At 70.6% G+C, this 15,792-nt stretch carries 17 protein-coding genes; 13 read left to right on the top strand and 4 right to left on the bottom strand.

Translation table 11 applies throughout. The features are described from left to right. Positions 1-49: 49 nt before the first annotated feature. From ABZU74_RS21480 to ABZU74_RS21430, 11 genes are all read left to right on the top strand, one after another. On the top strand, positions 50-664 hold the full coding sequence (locus ABZU74_RS21480) for a class I SAM-dependent methyltransferase (RefSeq protein ID WP_355426781.1): 615 nt from the start codon (positions 50-52) through the stop codon (positions 662-664). Next, positions 661-1,815: a molybdopterin-dependent oxidoreductase gene (locus ABZU74_RS21475; RefSeq protein WP_355426549.1), complete on the top strand. Its 1,155-nt coding sequence runs from the start codon at positions 661-663 to the stop codon at positions 1,813-1,815. The genes ABZU74_RS21480 and ABZU74_RS21475 overlap by 4 nt, the downstream gene beginning before the upstream one ends. Next, positions 1,812-2,237 (top strand): hypothetical protein, encoded by a 426-nt coding sequence (locus tag ABZU74_RS21470; protein WP_355426546.1) that lies wholly within the window; start codon positions 1,812-1,814, stop codon positions 2,235-2,237. The genes ABZU74_RS21475 and ABZU74_RS21470 overlap by 4 nt, the downstream gene beginning before the upstream one ends. Positions 2,238-2,281: 44 nt before the next feature. Continuing rightward, entirely contained in the window at positions 2,282-3,121 is an 840-nt protein-coding gene (locus ABZU74_RS21465) for an S-methyl-5'-thioadenosine phosphorylase (protein WP_355426543.1), read from the top strand. Between the two features lie 123 nt (positions 3,122-3,244). Further along, positions 3,245-3,748, top strand: coding sequence for a DM13 domain-containing protein (locus tag ABZU74_RS21460; protein WP_355426778.1), 504 nt, complete (start codon positions 3,245-3,247; stop codon positions 3,746-3,748). A 374-nt stretch (positions 3,749-4,122) separates the two neighbouring features. Beyond that, positions 4,123-5,472 (top strand): ricin-type beta-trefoil lectin domain protein, encoded by a 1,350-nt coding sequence (locus ABZU74_RS21455; protein ID WP_355426540.1) that lies wholly within the window; start codon positions 4,123-4,125, stop codon positions 5,470-5,472. 68 nt (positions 5,473-5,540) lie between these two features. Next, the gene (locus tag ABZU74_RS21450) at positions 5,541-6,878 is read left to right on the top strand and encodes an RICIN domain-containing protein (RefSeq protein WP_355426537.1); all 1,338 of its coding nucleotides are present in this window, start codon (positions 5,541-5,543) and stop codon (positions 6,876-6,878) included. Between the two features lie 397 nt (positions 6,879-7,275). Next, the gene (locus tag ABZU74_RS21445; protein ID WP_355426534.1) at positions 7,276-7,746 is read left to right on the top strand and encodes an HPP family protein; all 471 of its coding nucleotides are present in this window, start codon (positions 7,276-7,278) and stop codon (positions 7,744-7,746) included. Then, positions 7,715-10,150, top strand: a complete 2,436-nt coding sequence (locus ABZU74_RS21440) for a nitrate reductase (protein ID WP_355426531.1) — start codon at positions 7,715-7,717, stop codon at positions 10,148-10,150. The genes ABZU74_RS21445 and ABZU74_RS21440 overlap by 32 nt, the downstream gene beginning before the upstream one ends. Before the next feature lie 3 nt (positions 10,151-10,153). Next, a complete protein-coding gene (locus ABZU74_RS21435) occupies positions 10,154-10,612 on the top strand; it encodes a hypothetical protein (protein ID WP_355426528.1) in 459 nt (152 codons plus the stop codon). A 176-nt stretch (positions 10,613-10,788) separates the two neighbouring features. Then, the gene (locus ABZU74_RS21430; RefSeq protein ID WP_355426525.1) at positions 10,789-11,196 is read left to right on the top strand and encodes a four-helix bundle copper-binding protein; all 408 of its coding nucleotides are present in this window, start codon (positions 10,789-10,791) and stop codon (positions 11,194-11,196) included. 33 nt (positions 11,197-11,229) lie between these two features. Here ABZU74_RS21430 and ABZU74_RS21425 read toward each other — a convergent pair whose 3' ends face one another. From ABZU74_RS21425 to ABZU74_RS21410, 4 genes are read right to left on the bottom strand one after another with little or no spacing between them, the layout of a single operon-like run. Then, positions 11,230-11,526: a hypothetical protein gene (locus ABZU74_RS21425; RefSeq protein ID WP_355426522.1), complete on the bottom strand. Its 297-nt coding sequence runs from the start codon at positions 11,524-11,526 to the stop codon at positions 11,230-11,232. Between the two features lie 4 nt (positions 11,527-11,530). Continuing rightward, positions 11,531-11,659 (bottom strand): VOC family protein, encoded by a 129-nt coding sequence (locus tag ABZU74_RS21420; protein ID WP_355426520.1) that lies wholly within the window; start codon positions 11,657-11,659, stop codon positions 11,531-11,533. 20 nt (positions 11,660-11,679) lie between these two features. Next, positions 11,680-13,338 carry a thiamine pyrophosphate-binding protein gene (locus tag ABZU74_RS21415; protein ID WP_355426518.1) on the bottom strand — a complete coding sequence of 553 codons (1,659 nt, stop codon included), beginning with the start codon at positions 13,336-13,338 and terminating at the stop codon, positions 11,680-11,682. A 12-nt stretch (positions 13,339-13,350) separates the two neighbouring features. After that, positions 13,351-14,112 carry a cyclase family protein gene (locus ABZU74_RS21410; protein WP_355426515.1) on the bottom strand — a complete coding sequence of 254 codons (762 nt, stop codon included), beginning with the start codon at positions 14,110-14,112 and terminating at the stop codon, positions 13,351-13,353. Between the two features lie 31 nt (positions 14,113-14,143). On the opposite strand from ABZU74_RS21410, the gene ABZU74_RS21405 reads away from it, so the two are divergent. Next, positions 14,144-15,373 carry a hypothetical protein gene (locus tag ABZU74_RS21405; protein ID WP_355426512.1) on the top strand — a complete coding sequence of 410 codons (1,230 nt, stop codon included), beginning with the start codon at positions 14,144-14,146 and terminating at the stop codon, positions 15,371-15,373. A 311-nt stretch (positions 15,374-15,684) separates the two neighbouring features. Continuing rightward, positions 15,685-15,792: glutamine synthetase (locus ABZU74_RS21400; RefSeq protein ID WP_222431411.1), on the top strand; the 108-nt coding region annotated here is incomplete at its 3' end.

Genomic DNA, 15,792 nt, shown 5'->3' with positions numbered 1-15,792 from the left:
CGGCGGGTGGTCCGCCGAGCAGGACCTGCGCGACGGGCAGGTCGGCCCGATGCCCGCGGCCCAACCCGACCATTGGCTGGTGCACGCCGACGGGCGACGTGACCTGTTGCCGGTACGGCGCTGGCACGGCCCACCGGAACCGGCCGTCGAGTCCGTCGCCGCACGCTGCGCCGGGCCCACGATCGATCTCGGCTGCGGCCCCGGCCGGCTGACCCGGGCACTCGCCCAACGCGGCCTCGTCGCACTGGGGGTGGACATCTCCGCCGAGGCGGTACGCCTGACCCAGGGCCGGGGGGTGGTCGCCCTGCGACGCGACGTCTTCGCACCACTTCCCGGCGAGGGCAGGTGGGCGCACGCCCTGCTCATCGACGGCAACATCGGCATCGGTGGCGACCCGGTCCGACTGTTGCGCCGGTGCGGCGCCCTGATCGCGACCGACGGAACGCTCGTGGTCGAGGTGGAACCGCCGGGGGCCGGGCTGTGGCAGGGACAGGCGTACGTCCTGTCTGGATCGTCCGGCGATGGACAGCTGCGGGGGCCGGCGTTTCGATGGGCGCGGGTCGGGGCGGAGGCGGTGGCCCGGGCCGCCGACACCGCCGGCCTGCGGGTCGCCGACCGTTTCCGGTTCGGCCGACGCTGGTTCGTCGAGTTGGCGCGCTCATGATCCGCCGACCACGCCTCCCCGCCCCCGAGGACTTCACCGCGCCCTCGCACTCACCGCTGGTCACCGCCCGGCTCGGCCTCTGGCTCGGTGTGGCGTTCGGGCTGTGTTTCGGCACCGGGCTGCTCAGCCACTACCTCCAGCACCCGCCGGGCTGGTTCACCTGGCCGACCCGGCCGGTCAACCTGTACCGGGTCACCCAGGGCGTCCACGTGCTCTCCGGTGTCGCGGCGATCCCGCTGCTGCTGGCCAAGCTGTGGAGCGTCTACCCCCGGCTGTTTGCCCGTCCGCCCCTGCGCCAGCCGATCCGGTTGTCAGCCCACGCCCTCGAACGGATCTCCGTCCTGGTGCTGGTCTGCGCCGCGTTCTTCGAACTGGTCACGGGCCTGTTCAACGTCGCCCAGTCGTACCCGTGGGGGTTCTTCTTCCCGACGGCGCACTACGCGGTCGCCTGGCTGGTGGCGGGGGCGATGCTGCTGCACGTCGCGGTGAAGCTCCCGGTCGCCCGCGCGGCGCTGAGCGCGCCACTGCGGCGCCGACGAGCGGCACTGGGGGCCGACGATCCGGAGTCGGCGCAGCGACGGGCGTTCCTGCGTACCTCGGCGGGCGTCGCCGGCATCGCCGTGCTGGCCACCGCCGGGGTCACAGTGCCGTGGCTACGTCGAGCGTCGCCGCTGGCGTGGCGTTCCGCCTCCGGGCCGCAGGGCGCGCCGATCAACCGTACGGCGGCTGCCGCGCGCATCGTCGTTCCGCCGGACTGGCGACTGGAGATCGTCTGGCCGGGCGGGCGGGACACCCTGTCCCTGCTCGACCTGGCGGCCCTGCCGCAACGCACGGCGGAACTGCCCATCGCCTGCGTCGAGGGCTGGAGCGCCTCGGCCCACTGGACCGGTGTGCCCGTCGTCGAACTGCTCCGACGGGCCGGCGCACCGACCGGCCGACCGGTTCGGGTCACCTCACTGGAAACCGACGGCCTGTACGCGGCCAGCACACTCCCGGCGGCTCATGCCAGCGACCCGCTGACCCTGCTCGCCCTGCGGATCAATGGCGAGCAACTGTCCCCCGACCACGGTTACCCCTGCCGACTCATCGCTGCGAGCCGGCCGGGCGTCCTGCAGACCAAGTGGGTGGCCCGGCTGGAGGTGCTGCGGTGAGAACCGTCCGAAGGCTCCTGCTCGTGGTCGGCGTCGCGTTCACGGCCTACGGCGGTTGGCTGCTCCTCCCCCAGCTCGGCACCACAGTGCCGTGGCTGATCGGCGGTCCGGTGCTGCACGACCTCCTGGTGGCGCCGCTGGTCGGGCTGGTCGGGCTGGCGCTGGGTCGGCTGGTGACGAACCGGGCACGCCGGGCCTGGATCACCGCGGGTCTGCTGGCCAGCGCCACGTTGCTGCTGATCGCGGTGCCCCTGCTGTGGCGACCGCCCTCGGCACCTCCGAACCCGGGCCTACCGGACCGCAACTACCCGCTGGGGCTCGCCGTCGCGCTGGCCGTCGTCTGGGCCGCGATCGTGATCGTGCTGGTCGTCGCCACGGCGGTCGACCGGCGCGTCACCGACCGGCGAAGAGACCGGCCCTGAGCCGGCCCCACGCGTTCTTCACCGTTCGCCCAGGAGGGATACCCATGTCAGCAGGAGACATCAGCACGACCGACCGACCGCCGATCGGCGTGATCGGCGGATCCGGGTTCTACGAGTTCCTCGACGACGTCACCGAGGTCACCGTCGACACACCGTACGGACCGCCGAGCGACGCGCTGTCCGTCGGGAGTCTCGCCGGGCGGCCGGTGGTGTTCCTGCCCCGCCACGGACGCCGGCACACCCTCCCCCCACACCGCATCAACTACCGGGCCAACCTGTGGGCGCTGCGAGCACGCGGCGTCCGCCAGGTGCTCGCCCCGGGCGCCGTGGGCGGCCTGCGACCGGAGCTGGGCCCCGGGACCCTCGTCGTGCCGGACCAACTGGTGGACCGGACCAGCGGCCGCACGCAGACCTACTACGACGGCCAGCAACGCGCCGACGGGCAACTCCCCCAGGTCGTCCATGCGCCCTTCGCCGACCCGTACTGTCCGATCGGACGGGCCACGGTCCTCGACGCCGCCCGATCCGCGGGTTGGCAGCCGGCCGACGGGGGAACCATGGTCGTCATCGAAGGGCCCCGGTTCTCCACCCGAGCCGAATCACTGTGGTACGGCCGGGAGGGCTGGTCGATCGTCGGCATGACCGGTCACCCGGAAGCAGTGCTGGCACGTGAACTGGCACTGTGTTACACCGCGCTGTCCCTGGTGACCGACCTCGACTCGGGCGTCGAGGTCGGTCACGGCGTGACGCAGCAGGAGGTGTTCACGGTCTTCGCCCGGAACATCGATCGCCTGCGCCTCCTGCTCGGCGACGCGGTGAAGACGATGCCGGCAGACCAGGGCGCCTGCCCGTGCGCGCAGGCGCTGGCAGGCACGCCGTCGTAAGGGTTCGGAAAGGATTCGCGGCCAGTTCGACGGCGACCGCGGCCGTACGCTGCGGGGGTGGGAAAACGGATCTTCCGGTCGCCGGTGGCCCGGGCCAGCCTCGCCGCAGCTTTCGTCGTGGCGATGCTGGCTCTCTACTGGTTCCAACCGTGGAAGCTGTTCACCGACACCTACGTCGACGAAGCGGTTCCCGGCGGGGGAACGGCATCGGCCACCCCGCCCCCGGCGTCCGCGAGCGCGGCCCCCGCGACGTCGGCACCTACCCCTGCGGGCAACGAGATCCTGGCCGCCGGTGAGTTCGTCACCCATGAGCACCGGACGACCGGCAGTGCCGAGATTCACCGGCTCGCCGACGGACGCCACCAGCTCGTCATCCGAGACCTGAACACGTCGAACGGTCCGGACCTGCGGGTGTGGCTGACCGACCAACCGGTCATCCGGGGCACGGCCGGCTGGCGGGTGTTCGACGATGGCGCATGGGTCGAGCTGGCGAAGCTCAAAGGCAACAAGGGCAACCAGGTGTACGCGCTACCGGCCTCGGTGGACCCACGCGACTTCCGCAGCGTCTCCATCTGGTGCAAGCGGTTCGCGGTTTCCTTCGGCGCGGCCGATCTCACCGTGGCCTGACCGGCCACCCGGGACGCAACCTGCCGGACACGGCATTGACATCTGTCACTGTGAGATCTAGCGTCGGGGCGAATCGATTCGACGCCGACACCAGGTGCTCCGGCATCGTCGGGCGATCGGTCGCGTGGTGTTCGGGCGCACGGTGTGGCCACCATCGATTCGACGACCGACTGGTCCTGCGTGGGCGGCGAGACCAGCGGCGGAAACCTGCGTCGATGAGCCGGCCGGGCGTCGTCGGCACAACGCGTCTTCCGGGGTTCGCCCGCGGCGAACGTGGTCGGTGGGAGTGACCCGCAGTGGCGCGTCGTGGCGGCGTGCGGGTTGCGGCGGACCCCCTTTCAACCAGTTTCGTGCCGAGTGGCGGGAGCCCCTTCATGACAAGACGTAGACCCATCCTTGGATTGCTCGCGACGACGGCGGCGGTCGTCGTGACAGTGAGCGCGGCGGCAGTGGCCGGCGGCTTGAGCACCACCGCGTCGGCCGCGAACATCGGAGCGGCCGCAGCGACCGCGGGGTGCGGCAAGGCGCCCACGTTGACCAGCGGCCAACGATCCATCCAGAGCAGCGGCCAGAACCGTAGTTTCATCCTGCGGATTCCTGACAACTACGACAGGAACCACACCTACCGGCTGATCTTCGGATTCCACTGGAACGGCGGCACCGCCAACGACGTCGACGGTGGCGGGGCCGACGGGGCCGCCTGGTCCTACTACGGGCTGCGGCAGCAGGCGAACAACAGCACCATTTTCGTCGCCCCCCAGGGCAACGGCAACGGCTGGGCCAACCCCGGTGGCCAGGACGTCACCTTCGTCGACAACATGATCAGCCTGATCGAGGCGGACCTCTGCGTCGACACCACGCAACGCTTCGCGCTCGGCTTCAGCTACGGCGGCGGCATGAGCTACTCGCTGGCCTGTTCCCGGCCAGGTGTCTTCCGCGCTGTCGCGGTCTACTCCGGCGGGCAGCTCAGCGGGTGCAGCGGCGGCACCCAGCCGGTCGCGTACATGGGCATCCATGGCATCGGGGACCCGGTGCTCAACATCTCCGCCGGACGGTCCCTGCGGGACACGTTCGTGCGGAACAACGGGTGCACCGCACAGAGCCCACCTGAACCGAGGGCGGGCAGCCTGACCCACATCACCACCACCTACTCCGGCTGCCGGTCCGGCTATCCGGTGGTCTGGGCCGCCTTCGACGGCGGGCACACCCCCGGGCCGGTGGACGGCGGCGGGGACAGCGGAGCCAGGACCTGGACCAAGGGCGAGGTGTGGAAGTTCTTCACCCAGTTCGGTAGCACCGATCCCACGTCGCCGCCACCGACCACCCCGCCGCCGAGCGGCACGTCGACCCTGCGCAACACGTCCTCCGGACGGTGCCTTGACGTCAACGGCGCCTCGCAGACCAACGGCGCGGCGGCGATCATCTGGGACTGCCACGGCCAGAGCAACCAGAGCTGGACCTTGACCGCCGCCCAGGAGCTGCGCGTCTTCGGCAGCAAGTGCCTCGACGTCAACGGCGCCGGCACCGCGAACGGCAGCTCGGTGATCATTTGGGACTGCAACGGCCAGTCCAACCAGAAGTGGCGGCTCAACGCCGACGGATCGATCACCGGAGTTGGTTCGGGCCGGTGCCTGGACCTGGTCGGCAACGGCACGGCCAACGGCACGCGCGTCCAGATCTGGGACTGCACCGGCGCGGCCAACCAGCGCTGGAGCCGGAGCTGATCCCGGCGAGGTTCCCGGGACGGGGACCGGTCCAACGGATGTTCAAGCACCCACAAGGAGGCTCAGCCGTGCCACTTCGCAGATTCTCCGCCCCCTGGCTGGGGGCAGCCATGGCGGTGATGGTCCTGATCGCCGTCGGAATGTACGTCGTCACGACCGTCGCACCGGCGGCCGCCGCCACCACTGCCGGCTGCGGCAAGGCGCCCGGGCTGAACAGCGGCACCCACACCATCCAGAGCAGCGGGAAGAGTCGCAGCTTCATCCTTCGGCTGCCCGACAGCTACAACAACACCTATGCCCACCGGCTGGCCTTCGGGTTCCACTGGTTGGGCGGCACCGCCAGTCAGGTGGCGTCGGGCGGAACCGACGGCGCCGCGTGGGCTTATTACGGCATGCTCTCGCAGGCGAACAACAGCACCATCTTCGTGGCCCCGCAGGGCCTCAACAACGGCTGGGGCAACTCCAACGGTGAAGACGTGACCTTCACCGACGACATGATCCGCGTGATCGAGAACGCTCTCTGCGTCGACACCACCCAACGCTTCTCGGTCGGGTTCAGCTACGGCGGCGCGATGAGCTACTCGTTGGCGTGTTCCCGGCCGACGGTGTTCCGTGCGGTAGCGGCAATCGCGGCCCCGGGGGCGATCAGCGGATGCAGCGGCGGCACCCAGCCGGTGGCCTACCTGGGGATTCACGGCATCAACGACAACATCCCCAGCGGACGGTCGCTGCGCGACAGGTTCGTCCGCAACAACGGATGTGCCGCGCAGAACCCACCCGAACCGGCCGCGGGCAGCCGCACCCACATCACCACCGCGTACTCCTGCCAGCCCGGATACCCGGTGGTCTGGGCCGCGTTCGACGGCGGCCACCAGCAAGGTCCGGTGGACGGGTGTGCCGGCTGCGAGAGCGGCGCGCGGAGCTGGGTCAAGCCGGAGGTGTGGCGGTTCTTCAGCCAGTTCGGGTCTGACGTGCCGCCCACCACTCCCCCGCCATCGACCCCACCGCCCGGCCAGCAGAACGTGCTGATCGTGGGTAGCCCGTCCGGCCGCTGCATCGACATCCCCAACTCCAGCACGACCAACGGCGCCCGCCCGCAACTGTGGGACTGCCACGGTGGCACCAACCAGCGCTGGACCTACACCGCCAACCGCACCCTGACCGTCTACGGCAACAAGTGCCTGGACGCCAGCGGGGCGGGCAGCAGCAACGGCACTGCGGTGATCATCTGGGACTGCAACGGCCAAGCCAACCAACAGTGGAACCTGAACTCCAACGGCACCATCACCGGAGCCCAGTCCGGGTTGTGCCTGGACGCCGTGGCTTCCGGCACGGCCAATGGGACGCAACTCCACCTCTGGGCCTGCCACGGCGGCGCCAACCAGCAGTGGAGCAGGCGCACCTAGTACGCGTCAGGCAACGCCCACCAGGTCGGTGACGCGCCGCTCGGGTCCTGTCCCGGGCGGCGCGTCGCCGTCAGGCAGTGAGGGCGGCAGAGACCGGGCGCGCGGACGGGTAGCACCACAGGCACGGCCACCCTTTGCTCTGCACCCGCCCGCGCACCACGCACGGTCCGTAACGGGCGCGTCGGCGGGTGCAGAGCAAAGGGTGGGTGGATCCCGGGCGCGACCTGTGGCGGCCGGTGCGGTCTCGGGCGACCGGGATGCGCAGTCGAGCGGTCGACCAGTCTCTCCCCGTGTGATCTTCAGGAGCCCCGAAGAGGTGCCGTCCGTCCGGTTCGACCCGCCGACCTGGGGGTAGGGCCACATGCTGGAAGGTGGTCGAGGTGAGAAGGGGAACGTGATGGGCCGAGCGGGGCGCTCCGCGCACGCCTTCGTCGGCGGCGCACTGGCCGTGGCGCTCGCTGGGCTGGTCGCGCTCGTCACCCACCAGCCGTGGCTCTTGGCCCTGCTGGCCGGGTACCTGTTCCTGCTGGTCTGCGGGCTCGCCGACGAACCCTCGGCGCTCCAGGAGGGGGTGACCGGGCCCAGGATCGTGGCGGGGGTCGCCGGGTCGCTGGCGGTGACCATATCGGTGCTGGTGCTGCTGAAGGCATCACACGCCCCGGCGGGTGCGACGACACTGATCGTGAGCCTCGGCCTGCTGCGTACCCCGACCCAGTTGCTCGTCGCGGCCCGCGCGGTGGTGCTGGTCACGGTCGTCGACTGGCTGTACGGACGGGTGTCGGGCCGACCGATGCCGCTGTGGGCGGCGCTCGCGCCGTCGCCGGAAGGAGGACATCGTGGTGGACCGGATCGCCGACCCGTGGGGTGAGCGGACCCCGTACGGGTCGGGGCAGCAGTGGCCGGTGCGGGTGGACCGGTACCTGGCCGACGGCCGGGCCGATGCCGACGTGGACCGCTGGGTGCAGTCGGCCTCGGTGCTGCACTCCAACGGCGACGCGCTGGACATCGGCGTCGCCGACGGGCGGATCGTCGGGGTGCGCGGGCGGGCCGTGGACCGGATCAACCGGGGTCGGGTCGACCCGAAGGACCTGTACGGCTGGCAGGCCAACCACAGCCCGGACCGGCTCACCCGACCGTTGGTCCGCGACGGCGATCGTCTGGTCGAGACGGACTGGGACACCGCGATGGGCCGCATCGTGGCCCGGTCGAAGGAACTCCTCGACGGGCCGGGCGGGTGGGGGCACTTCGGCTTCTACACCTCCGGGCAGCTGTTCCTGGAGGAGTACTACACGCTGGGTGTGATCGGTAAGGCCGGTCTGGGCACGCCGCACATGGACGGCAACACCCGGCTCTGCACGGCTACAGCGGCGGCGGCGATGAAGGCGAGCTTCGGCACCGACGGGCAGCCCGGCTCGTACACCGATGTGGACCACTGCGACGCCATCGCCCTGTGGGGTCACAACGTCGCCGAGACGCAGACGGTGCTGTGGATGCGGATGCTGGACCGACGCCGTGGCCCCAACCCGCCGGCGATGCTGGCGGTGGACCCGCGCGCGACCCCGGTCGCCCGAGAGGCCGATCTGCACCTTGCGGTGCGTAACGGCACCAACGTGGCCCTGATGAACGGCCTGCTCCGCGAGATCATCCAGCGCGGCTGGTACGACCACGACTACGTCGACGCGCACACAGTGGGTTTCGACGAGCTGTGCCGGGTCGTCGACGGCTACCCGCCGCAGCGGGTCGCCGACATCTGCGACGTGCCGGCCGCCGATGTGGAACGTGCCGCCGAACTGCTCGGCACCTCGCAGCGCTTGCTGTCGACCGTGTTGCAGGGCTTCTACCAGTCGAACCAGGCGACCGCCGCCGCCTGCGCGGTCAACAACCTGCACCTGGTTCGCGGCATGATCGGCCGGCCCGGCGCCGGGATCTACCAGATGAACGGCCAGCCCACCGCCCAGAACACCCGGGAGACCGGCGCCGACGGCGACCTGCCCGGCCTGCGCAACTGGTACAACGAGCGGCACATCGAGGAACTGGCCCGGCTGTGGAACGTGGACGTGGACACCATCCCGCACTGGGCGCCGCCGACGCACGCCATGCAGATCTTCCGGTACGCCGAGCAGGGCTCGATCAAACTGCTGTGGATCTCCGCCACGAACCCGGCCGTCTCGCTGCCGGAGCTGCGCCGGATCCGGCAGATCCTGAGCAGGCCGGAGCTGTTCGTGGTGGTCCAGGATCTTTTCCTCACCGAGACCGCCGAGCTGGCCGATGTCGTGCTGCCCGCCGCTACCTGGGGTGAGAAGACCGGCACGTTCACCAGCGTCGACCGGACCGTGCACATCTCCGACAAGGCAGTCGATCCGCCCGGCGAGGCCCGCCCGGACCTGGACATCTTCCTCGACTACGCCCGCCGGATGGACTTCCGCGACCGGGACGGCCAGCCGCTGATTGACTGGACCGGGCCGGAGGAGGTGTTCGAGGCGTGGAAGGAGTGTTCGCGGGGTCGGCCGTGCGACTACACCGGCATCACCTACGACAAGCTGCGCGGCGGCTCCGGCATCCAGTGGCCCTGCACCGACGAGCACCCCGACGGCACCGAGCGCCTCTACACCGACGGACACTTCCACACCGACCCGGACTACTGCGAGACGTACGGCCAGGACCTGGCCACCGGTGCGGAGTTCACCGAGGCGGAATACCGGGCCAAGGAACCGAACGGGCGGGCGTTCCTGCACACCGTCGACTACCAACCCTCACCCGAGGTGCCCGACGACGAGCATCCGCTGCTCCTCACCACCGGCCGCACCGTCTACCAGTTCCACACCCGCACCAAGACCGGCCGCACCCCACAGCTCAACCAGGCGGCACCGGACGTGTGGGTGGAGCTCAACCCCGCCGACGCGGCCCGGCTCGGCATCGTCGAGGGCGACCTGGTCGGCGTCTCCTCAGCCCGCGGCACCATCCAGGCCCACGCCCGGCTCTGCGGCATCCGCCCCGGCGTCGTCTTCCTGCCGTTCCACTACGGCTATTTCGACCAGGACCCCGCCGGGCGCACCCCACGAGCGGCGAACGAACTGACCATCACCGCCTGGGACCCGGTGTCCAAGCAGCCCCTCTTCAAGGTCGCCGCCGTCGCGGTGACGAAACTCGCCGACGGGCGGGGCGTACCCTCGCCGGCGCCGACGGTCGGCGGCAGCGCACCACCAGCGGACGCTGACGTGCCACCCACCGTTGGCGGCCCGACGGCCGAAGCCACCAGTGGGAAGGAGTGAGTCGTGCAGCTCGCCCACTACCTCGGTCTCCTGCACCGCGCGCAGGTCAACCTTGCCGACGCGTTCCGGCAGGTCGCCGAAGCGCACGCCGAGGAACCCGACATCGAGCACCTCTGCCAGCAGCAGGCGCAGCGCTGCGACGGATACGCCGAACAGCTGCATCCATTCGTGGTCCGCTACTCCGAGGACGCCCCCGACGAACCCGACCGGCTGTACTCGCAACTGTTCACCGGCACCCGCACCGGCGGCATCGGCCTCCTGCGTGACCTGCAGGACCTCTACCTGATGGCCGCCGAGTGCGACATCACCTGGACCGTCGTCGGCCAGGCCGCCTACGGTGCCCGCGACAAGGAGCTGCTTGCGGTCGTACAACACTGCGAAGGAGAAACGGCGATCCAGCTCAAATGGCTGCGAACCCGGATGAAGGCCGCCGCGCCCCAGGCGCTCGTCGTCGCCGACTGACAACCCGGACGGGCGCACCGACCGTGAGGACTCGGTGCCATGACCCACTCTCCGACCGACGACCCGGGCAGGGCGGCACGTCGGCCCGTTGATCTCCGGTCGTCCGGCGGCGTCTACCCGGTGTGTCTCGGGGCTCTTCGGGTAGGGCATCAGGAACCGAGAGAGAGGGCTTCCTGATGAGCACCACCACCATGGCAATGCTGGAGACGTACCCCAAATCGATCAACCTGGACCGGACGAAGCTGGCGGCGGCGATCGACGCGCTCAACGACTGCGCCCAGGCCTGCACCGCGTGCGCGGACGCCTGCCTGAGCGAGGACATGGTCGCCGAACTGACCAAGTGCATCCGAACGGACCTGGACTGCGCCGACATCTGCACCACCACCGCTCGGGTGCTCTCCCGACACACCGGCTACGACGCGAATATCAGCCGCAGCCTGCTGGAGGCGTGTGCCATCGCCTGCAGGTCGTGCGGAGACGAGTGCGCCGCTCACGCCGACAAGCACGAGCACTGCCGGGTCTGCGCCGAGGTGTGCCGGACGTGCGAGCGGGCCTGCCGGGACCTGTTGGCCACCATGAGCTGAGAAGCAGGCGGGACGGTCACCCAACCCGGACCGCTACTCCTCTGGGACGCGCGGCCCGACCTCGCCCCGCCTCAGGTGCTCCGCGTTGCGGTCGGCCTCGCTCTCGGCGTTCGCGGCACCGGAGCCGGGATCTGTCGTTCGGCGTCCCTCGGCGTCCTGATACACCGCGCCGGTTTCGAGGGCTCTTTCCTGCTGGCTCTGCTCAGGCGTAGTCATGGATTCCCACCTACCCTCCGGCTCCACCAGCAAACGGTCCCGCCGGCGCTGCTCGATCGGCACCTGCTCGGCGGGGACGCCATCAGCCCGCGAGGTCGCCACGGCGGTGATCATGGCATCAGGCGACGCAGAACTCGTTGCCCTCGGGGTCACTCATGACGATGTGCCCGAGGACATCGTCACACCACTCCTCGCGGACCACCGCCGCGCCGGCGGCAACCAGGTCGGGCACCTTCTGCCGGATCAACCGGGCACGGCGGTGGTGGCTCAGTGGCCACGGAACGCCTCCTCCAGCCACCACGAGCCGCGCTCCGCGCAGACCTTCGCGTCGACCACGAACGGCCGGGTGCGGGGACCAGCCAGCCACTGGCGTACCGGTCGGAGATCGTCGACGGTCCGGACGGTCAACCCGTCGCAGCCGTAACCGCGGGCGATCGCGGCCAGGTCGGTCTCGGGGAAGGTGACGGTCTCCAACGGGTGCCCGTCCGGGCCGAAGTGGTGCACCTCGGCGCCGTACGCCGCGTCGTCGTAGATCACCACGAGCACTGGTAGCGCCAGCCGGACGGCGGTGACCAGTTCGATCGCGGACATCACGAAGCCACCATCGCCGACCGCGGCGACGGTGAGCCGGTCCGGGCGGGCGACCGCCGCGCCGAGCGCACTGGCCAGGCCGAGCCCGACCGACTGGAACGCCTGGGTGAAGCAGAATCCAACCACGTCCGGCACGTCGAGCCACATCGACGGGTAACCCATGAAATTGCCCGAGTCGACCACCACCGTCCGGTCGGGCGGCAGCAGGTCGTCCAGGGCTGCCGAGAGGGTCCTCGGGTCGATCGTCGCCGCTCCGTCGGGCCGCCCCGTCGCACTCTCGTCCCGGTACGGGACCGTCCGCCAGCGGCCGTGGTCGCGAATCCGTTGTGCCAGCTCCGGCGTACGCCACCCGCCGGTGGTGGCGTCCCCGGACCCGGTGGTGCCGACGCCGAGCCGGGCGAGCACCGCCTCGGCGACCGCCGTCACCTCACCGGCCACCGCCAGGTCGACCGGGCGGTTCACCCCGAACGCGGCCGGGTCATGGTCCACCTGGACGACGACCGCGGAGGGCGGGATCAGTTCGCCGTGCCGGGTGGTCCACATGTTCAGCGTGCTGCCCCACGCGACGACCAGGTCCGCCGTGCCGATCAGCTCGGCGGCGAGCGGGGTGGCGAAGCCACCGGCCACGTCGAGGTTCCACGGGTTCCCGGCGAACAGTCCCTTCGCCGCGGCCGAGACCGCGAGCAGCGCGCCGCACGCGTCGGCGAGCCGGATCAGCGGTTCCCGGGCCGACCGTGCCCCCCTACCGGCGATGAAGACCGGTCGACGGGCGGCCTGGATCGCGGCCAGCAACGGCTCGACGTGCGGGGCGGTGGCCGGGGTCGGCGGGACCGCGGGGACCGGACCGGACCACGGTTCGGTCACGGCTTGCTGCACCTCCAGCGGGAGGCCCAGCACCACCGTCGCGCCCCGGGCGGCGGCCCGGTACGCCGCGCCCGTGTCCTCGGCCGCGTGCGACAGGCGTACCCGGCGGAAGTCGGCCCCGACCGCGACGGCGAGCGCCGGCAGGTCGATGAAGAAGTTCGACCGCGGCGCGGTCGCCTCCGGGGCCAGGACCACCATCGGGGTACGACTCTTCGCGGCCTCGGTGAGGCCGGTCAGCGCGTTGGTGACACCCGGACCCTGGTGCACCGAGAGCAGGCCCACCCTCCCGGAGGTGCGGGCGTACCCGTCGGCCATGCTCGCCGCGCCGCCCTCGTGGGCCGCCGCCACGAACCGGGCACCGGCCGCGACAAGCGCGTTCGTGACATGGAAGTTGCCGCTACCGACCACCCCGAAGACGTGCCGTGCGCCGTGTCCGTACAGGACCCGCCCGACTACCTCGGCTACCCGCATCGGTGGCCCGGCCTACCGTTCGACAAGCGCGAGGACCCGGCACGGGCTGCCGGACCCGGAGACGATTGGCAACGGTCCGGCGATCACCACCGCGCCGGTCGCCGGCAACTGCGCCAGGTTACGGAGCTGGGTCAGGCCGTACTTGTCCTGGCCGAGCAGGAACGAGTGGCACGGGAACGGCGGGTCGAACGAGTGCGCGGCGCCCGCGTCGGTCCCGACCGTCTCCACCCCGACGCCCTGGATCGGCGACTCCTCGGCCAGCCAGCGGGCGCACTCCACCGAGATGCCCGGGGTACGCCCGGCGTTGGCGTACCGCTGGGGGTCGTCGCCGTACGCGTCCCAGCCGGTGCGGTAGAGCAGCCAGCCACCGGTGGGCAGGGCGCCGTGTTCCGCTTCCCACGCCTTGACGTGGTCGACCTCGAGCAGGAAGTCACTGTTGTCGGCGGCGTCGGCCGCGTGGTCGATCACCACCGCCGGGGCGATCAGCTGGCTCACCGGGACCTGCGAGACGTCGGCGCCCTGTTGACCGGTGACCCAGTGCACCGGTGCGTCGAAGTGGGTGCCGGTGTGCTCGCCGGTGGAGAAGTTGTTCCAGTACCAGGCCGGACCGCGGTCGTCGTACCGGCTGATCTCACTGAGCCGGAACGGCCAGGTCTGGCCGAACTGCTCGGGCAGACCCAGGATCGGGGTCTGGTCCGAGAGCGGAGCGGTGAGGTCGACAACCTGGATCCGGCCGCTGGAAAGAGCGGCGACAAACTCCTGCAGCACCGTCATGCGGCGACGGTACACCCGCTCACGCTCCACGATGGATCACGACCAGGGCTGCGGTCGCAGCGGCCGGCCGGGCCGTGCCCGTCATTCCGGCGGGGTAAACTGCCGCCATGATCAAAAGAATCGAGTCCTCCGTCCGCCGGTGAGCGCGCCAACCGAGCCTGGACTGCTCGGACCCCCGGTGACCCTGTTCGCCCATGCCCTGCGTCTGCATCAGCAGGATCCCGACGGTGTTCTCCCCCATGACGGCCAGCCATATCCGGACGAGGACCGCCACCGAGCGCGGGCGCGGACCAGGCCGTCCAGGAGCGACCGGCGACTCGACGGAGCCGATGTCGCCATCATTCTCGACAGGCACTTCAGTCAGCCTGACGCGCCGGCAAGCGAACTTGCCGAGGCGTTCCACGATTCCGACGTCCCCATCCATCGCAACGAGCACATCTCTGCCGCAGCGCTACGCGCGGACCGGCAGCGTGTGCGGCAGACCGGTCGGTGGCTGGTGCGGCACAGCGTCGACCGCAGCGCGGCCACGGTAGGTCTGGCGCTGCTGGCCACCGACTGGGCCGAAGACGACATTCCACTGATCCAAACCATCGGCCTGCTGTCGGACCACTTCGGGCCGTTGGCCGCTGACGCACTGCAACGCCGCCGCGGAGGCGACGAGGCGTTGCTCTGGCTCGCCGCCCGTGTCTCCGGCTGGGGCCGGGTCTACGTCGTCGAAGCGTTGTGCCGTCACGGCCTCTCCGGCTCCAGGCCGTGGCTGTTGCGCAACGCCTGCGACGGTGACGTCCTCAACGGCTACTTCGCCGGCCGGGTCGCCACCGCAGCCCACCTACACGAAGCGATCACCAGCACCGAGGTCGACGATGACCTGATCGATCACACCGGCCGACTCCTGAAGACCATGGCCCACTGCGGTGGCATGGGCATGACGCTCGAGCACTATCCGCCGGCACCCATCGTCCTCGCCGCGCACGCCGCCCACCTCGCCCGCCAGGCGCCGACTGTGAACCGGTACGTCGACGCCGCTGTCATCGCCAACCATCTGACGGTCAAGCCCTCGTATCAGTGCGGATGCACCGCCGAGGAGCGAGACCGCATCGTGCAGCAGTACCTCGCAGTGCTCGAGCAGCCCGCCTGGCGCCACGAGGTCCGCGCCGGCCTCGACCCGGCGAGCGACTTCTTCGCCTGGTTCGCCAGCGACATGGCGGCGCGCCTGCACCTCGGCGCGTTCGCCGACGTGACAGGGGGTGACGACTGCTGAATCCCGTCATGCCAGCCCTCGACCTGACGCCGCCGTGTCGCTGGACACCGCCGCCGCTGACCTCGCGATTTGCTGCTCAGGCCGCCGCTCTGGCTCGGTCGGGCGGCCGAGCTGCTCAACATCATCCGTCCCACCGTCGCGCTCCCCCGAATACAAGCGGCCGGATCCCGCTGAGGGACGTCGACGGCGAAGCCGAACAAACGGCGGCGCCCGCCGCCTCCGCCGTTTACGGTCGAGGCGGGGTGCGTCGACCGGAATCGGACACGCCCACCACACCGGGCCATGATCGGACCAAGTCTTCCGGGGGACTCATGTTCGCCAATTCCGAGGAACTGCTGCGATACCTCAAGAACGAGGACGTGAAGTTCGTCGACGTTCGTTTCTGTGACCTGCCCGGCGTGATGCAGCACTTCAACCTG

The sequence above is a fragment of the Micromonospora sp. NPDC005171 genome (assembly GCF_040608575.1).
Classification (GTDB): domain Bacteria; phylum Actinomycetota; class Actinomycetes; order Mycobacteriales; family Micromonosporaceae; genus Micromonospora.
Note: the sequence above shows the minus strand (reverse complement) of the source record. Positions and strands in the feature narration are given on the sequence as shown.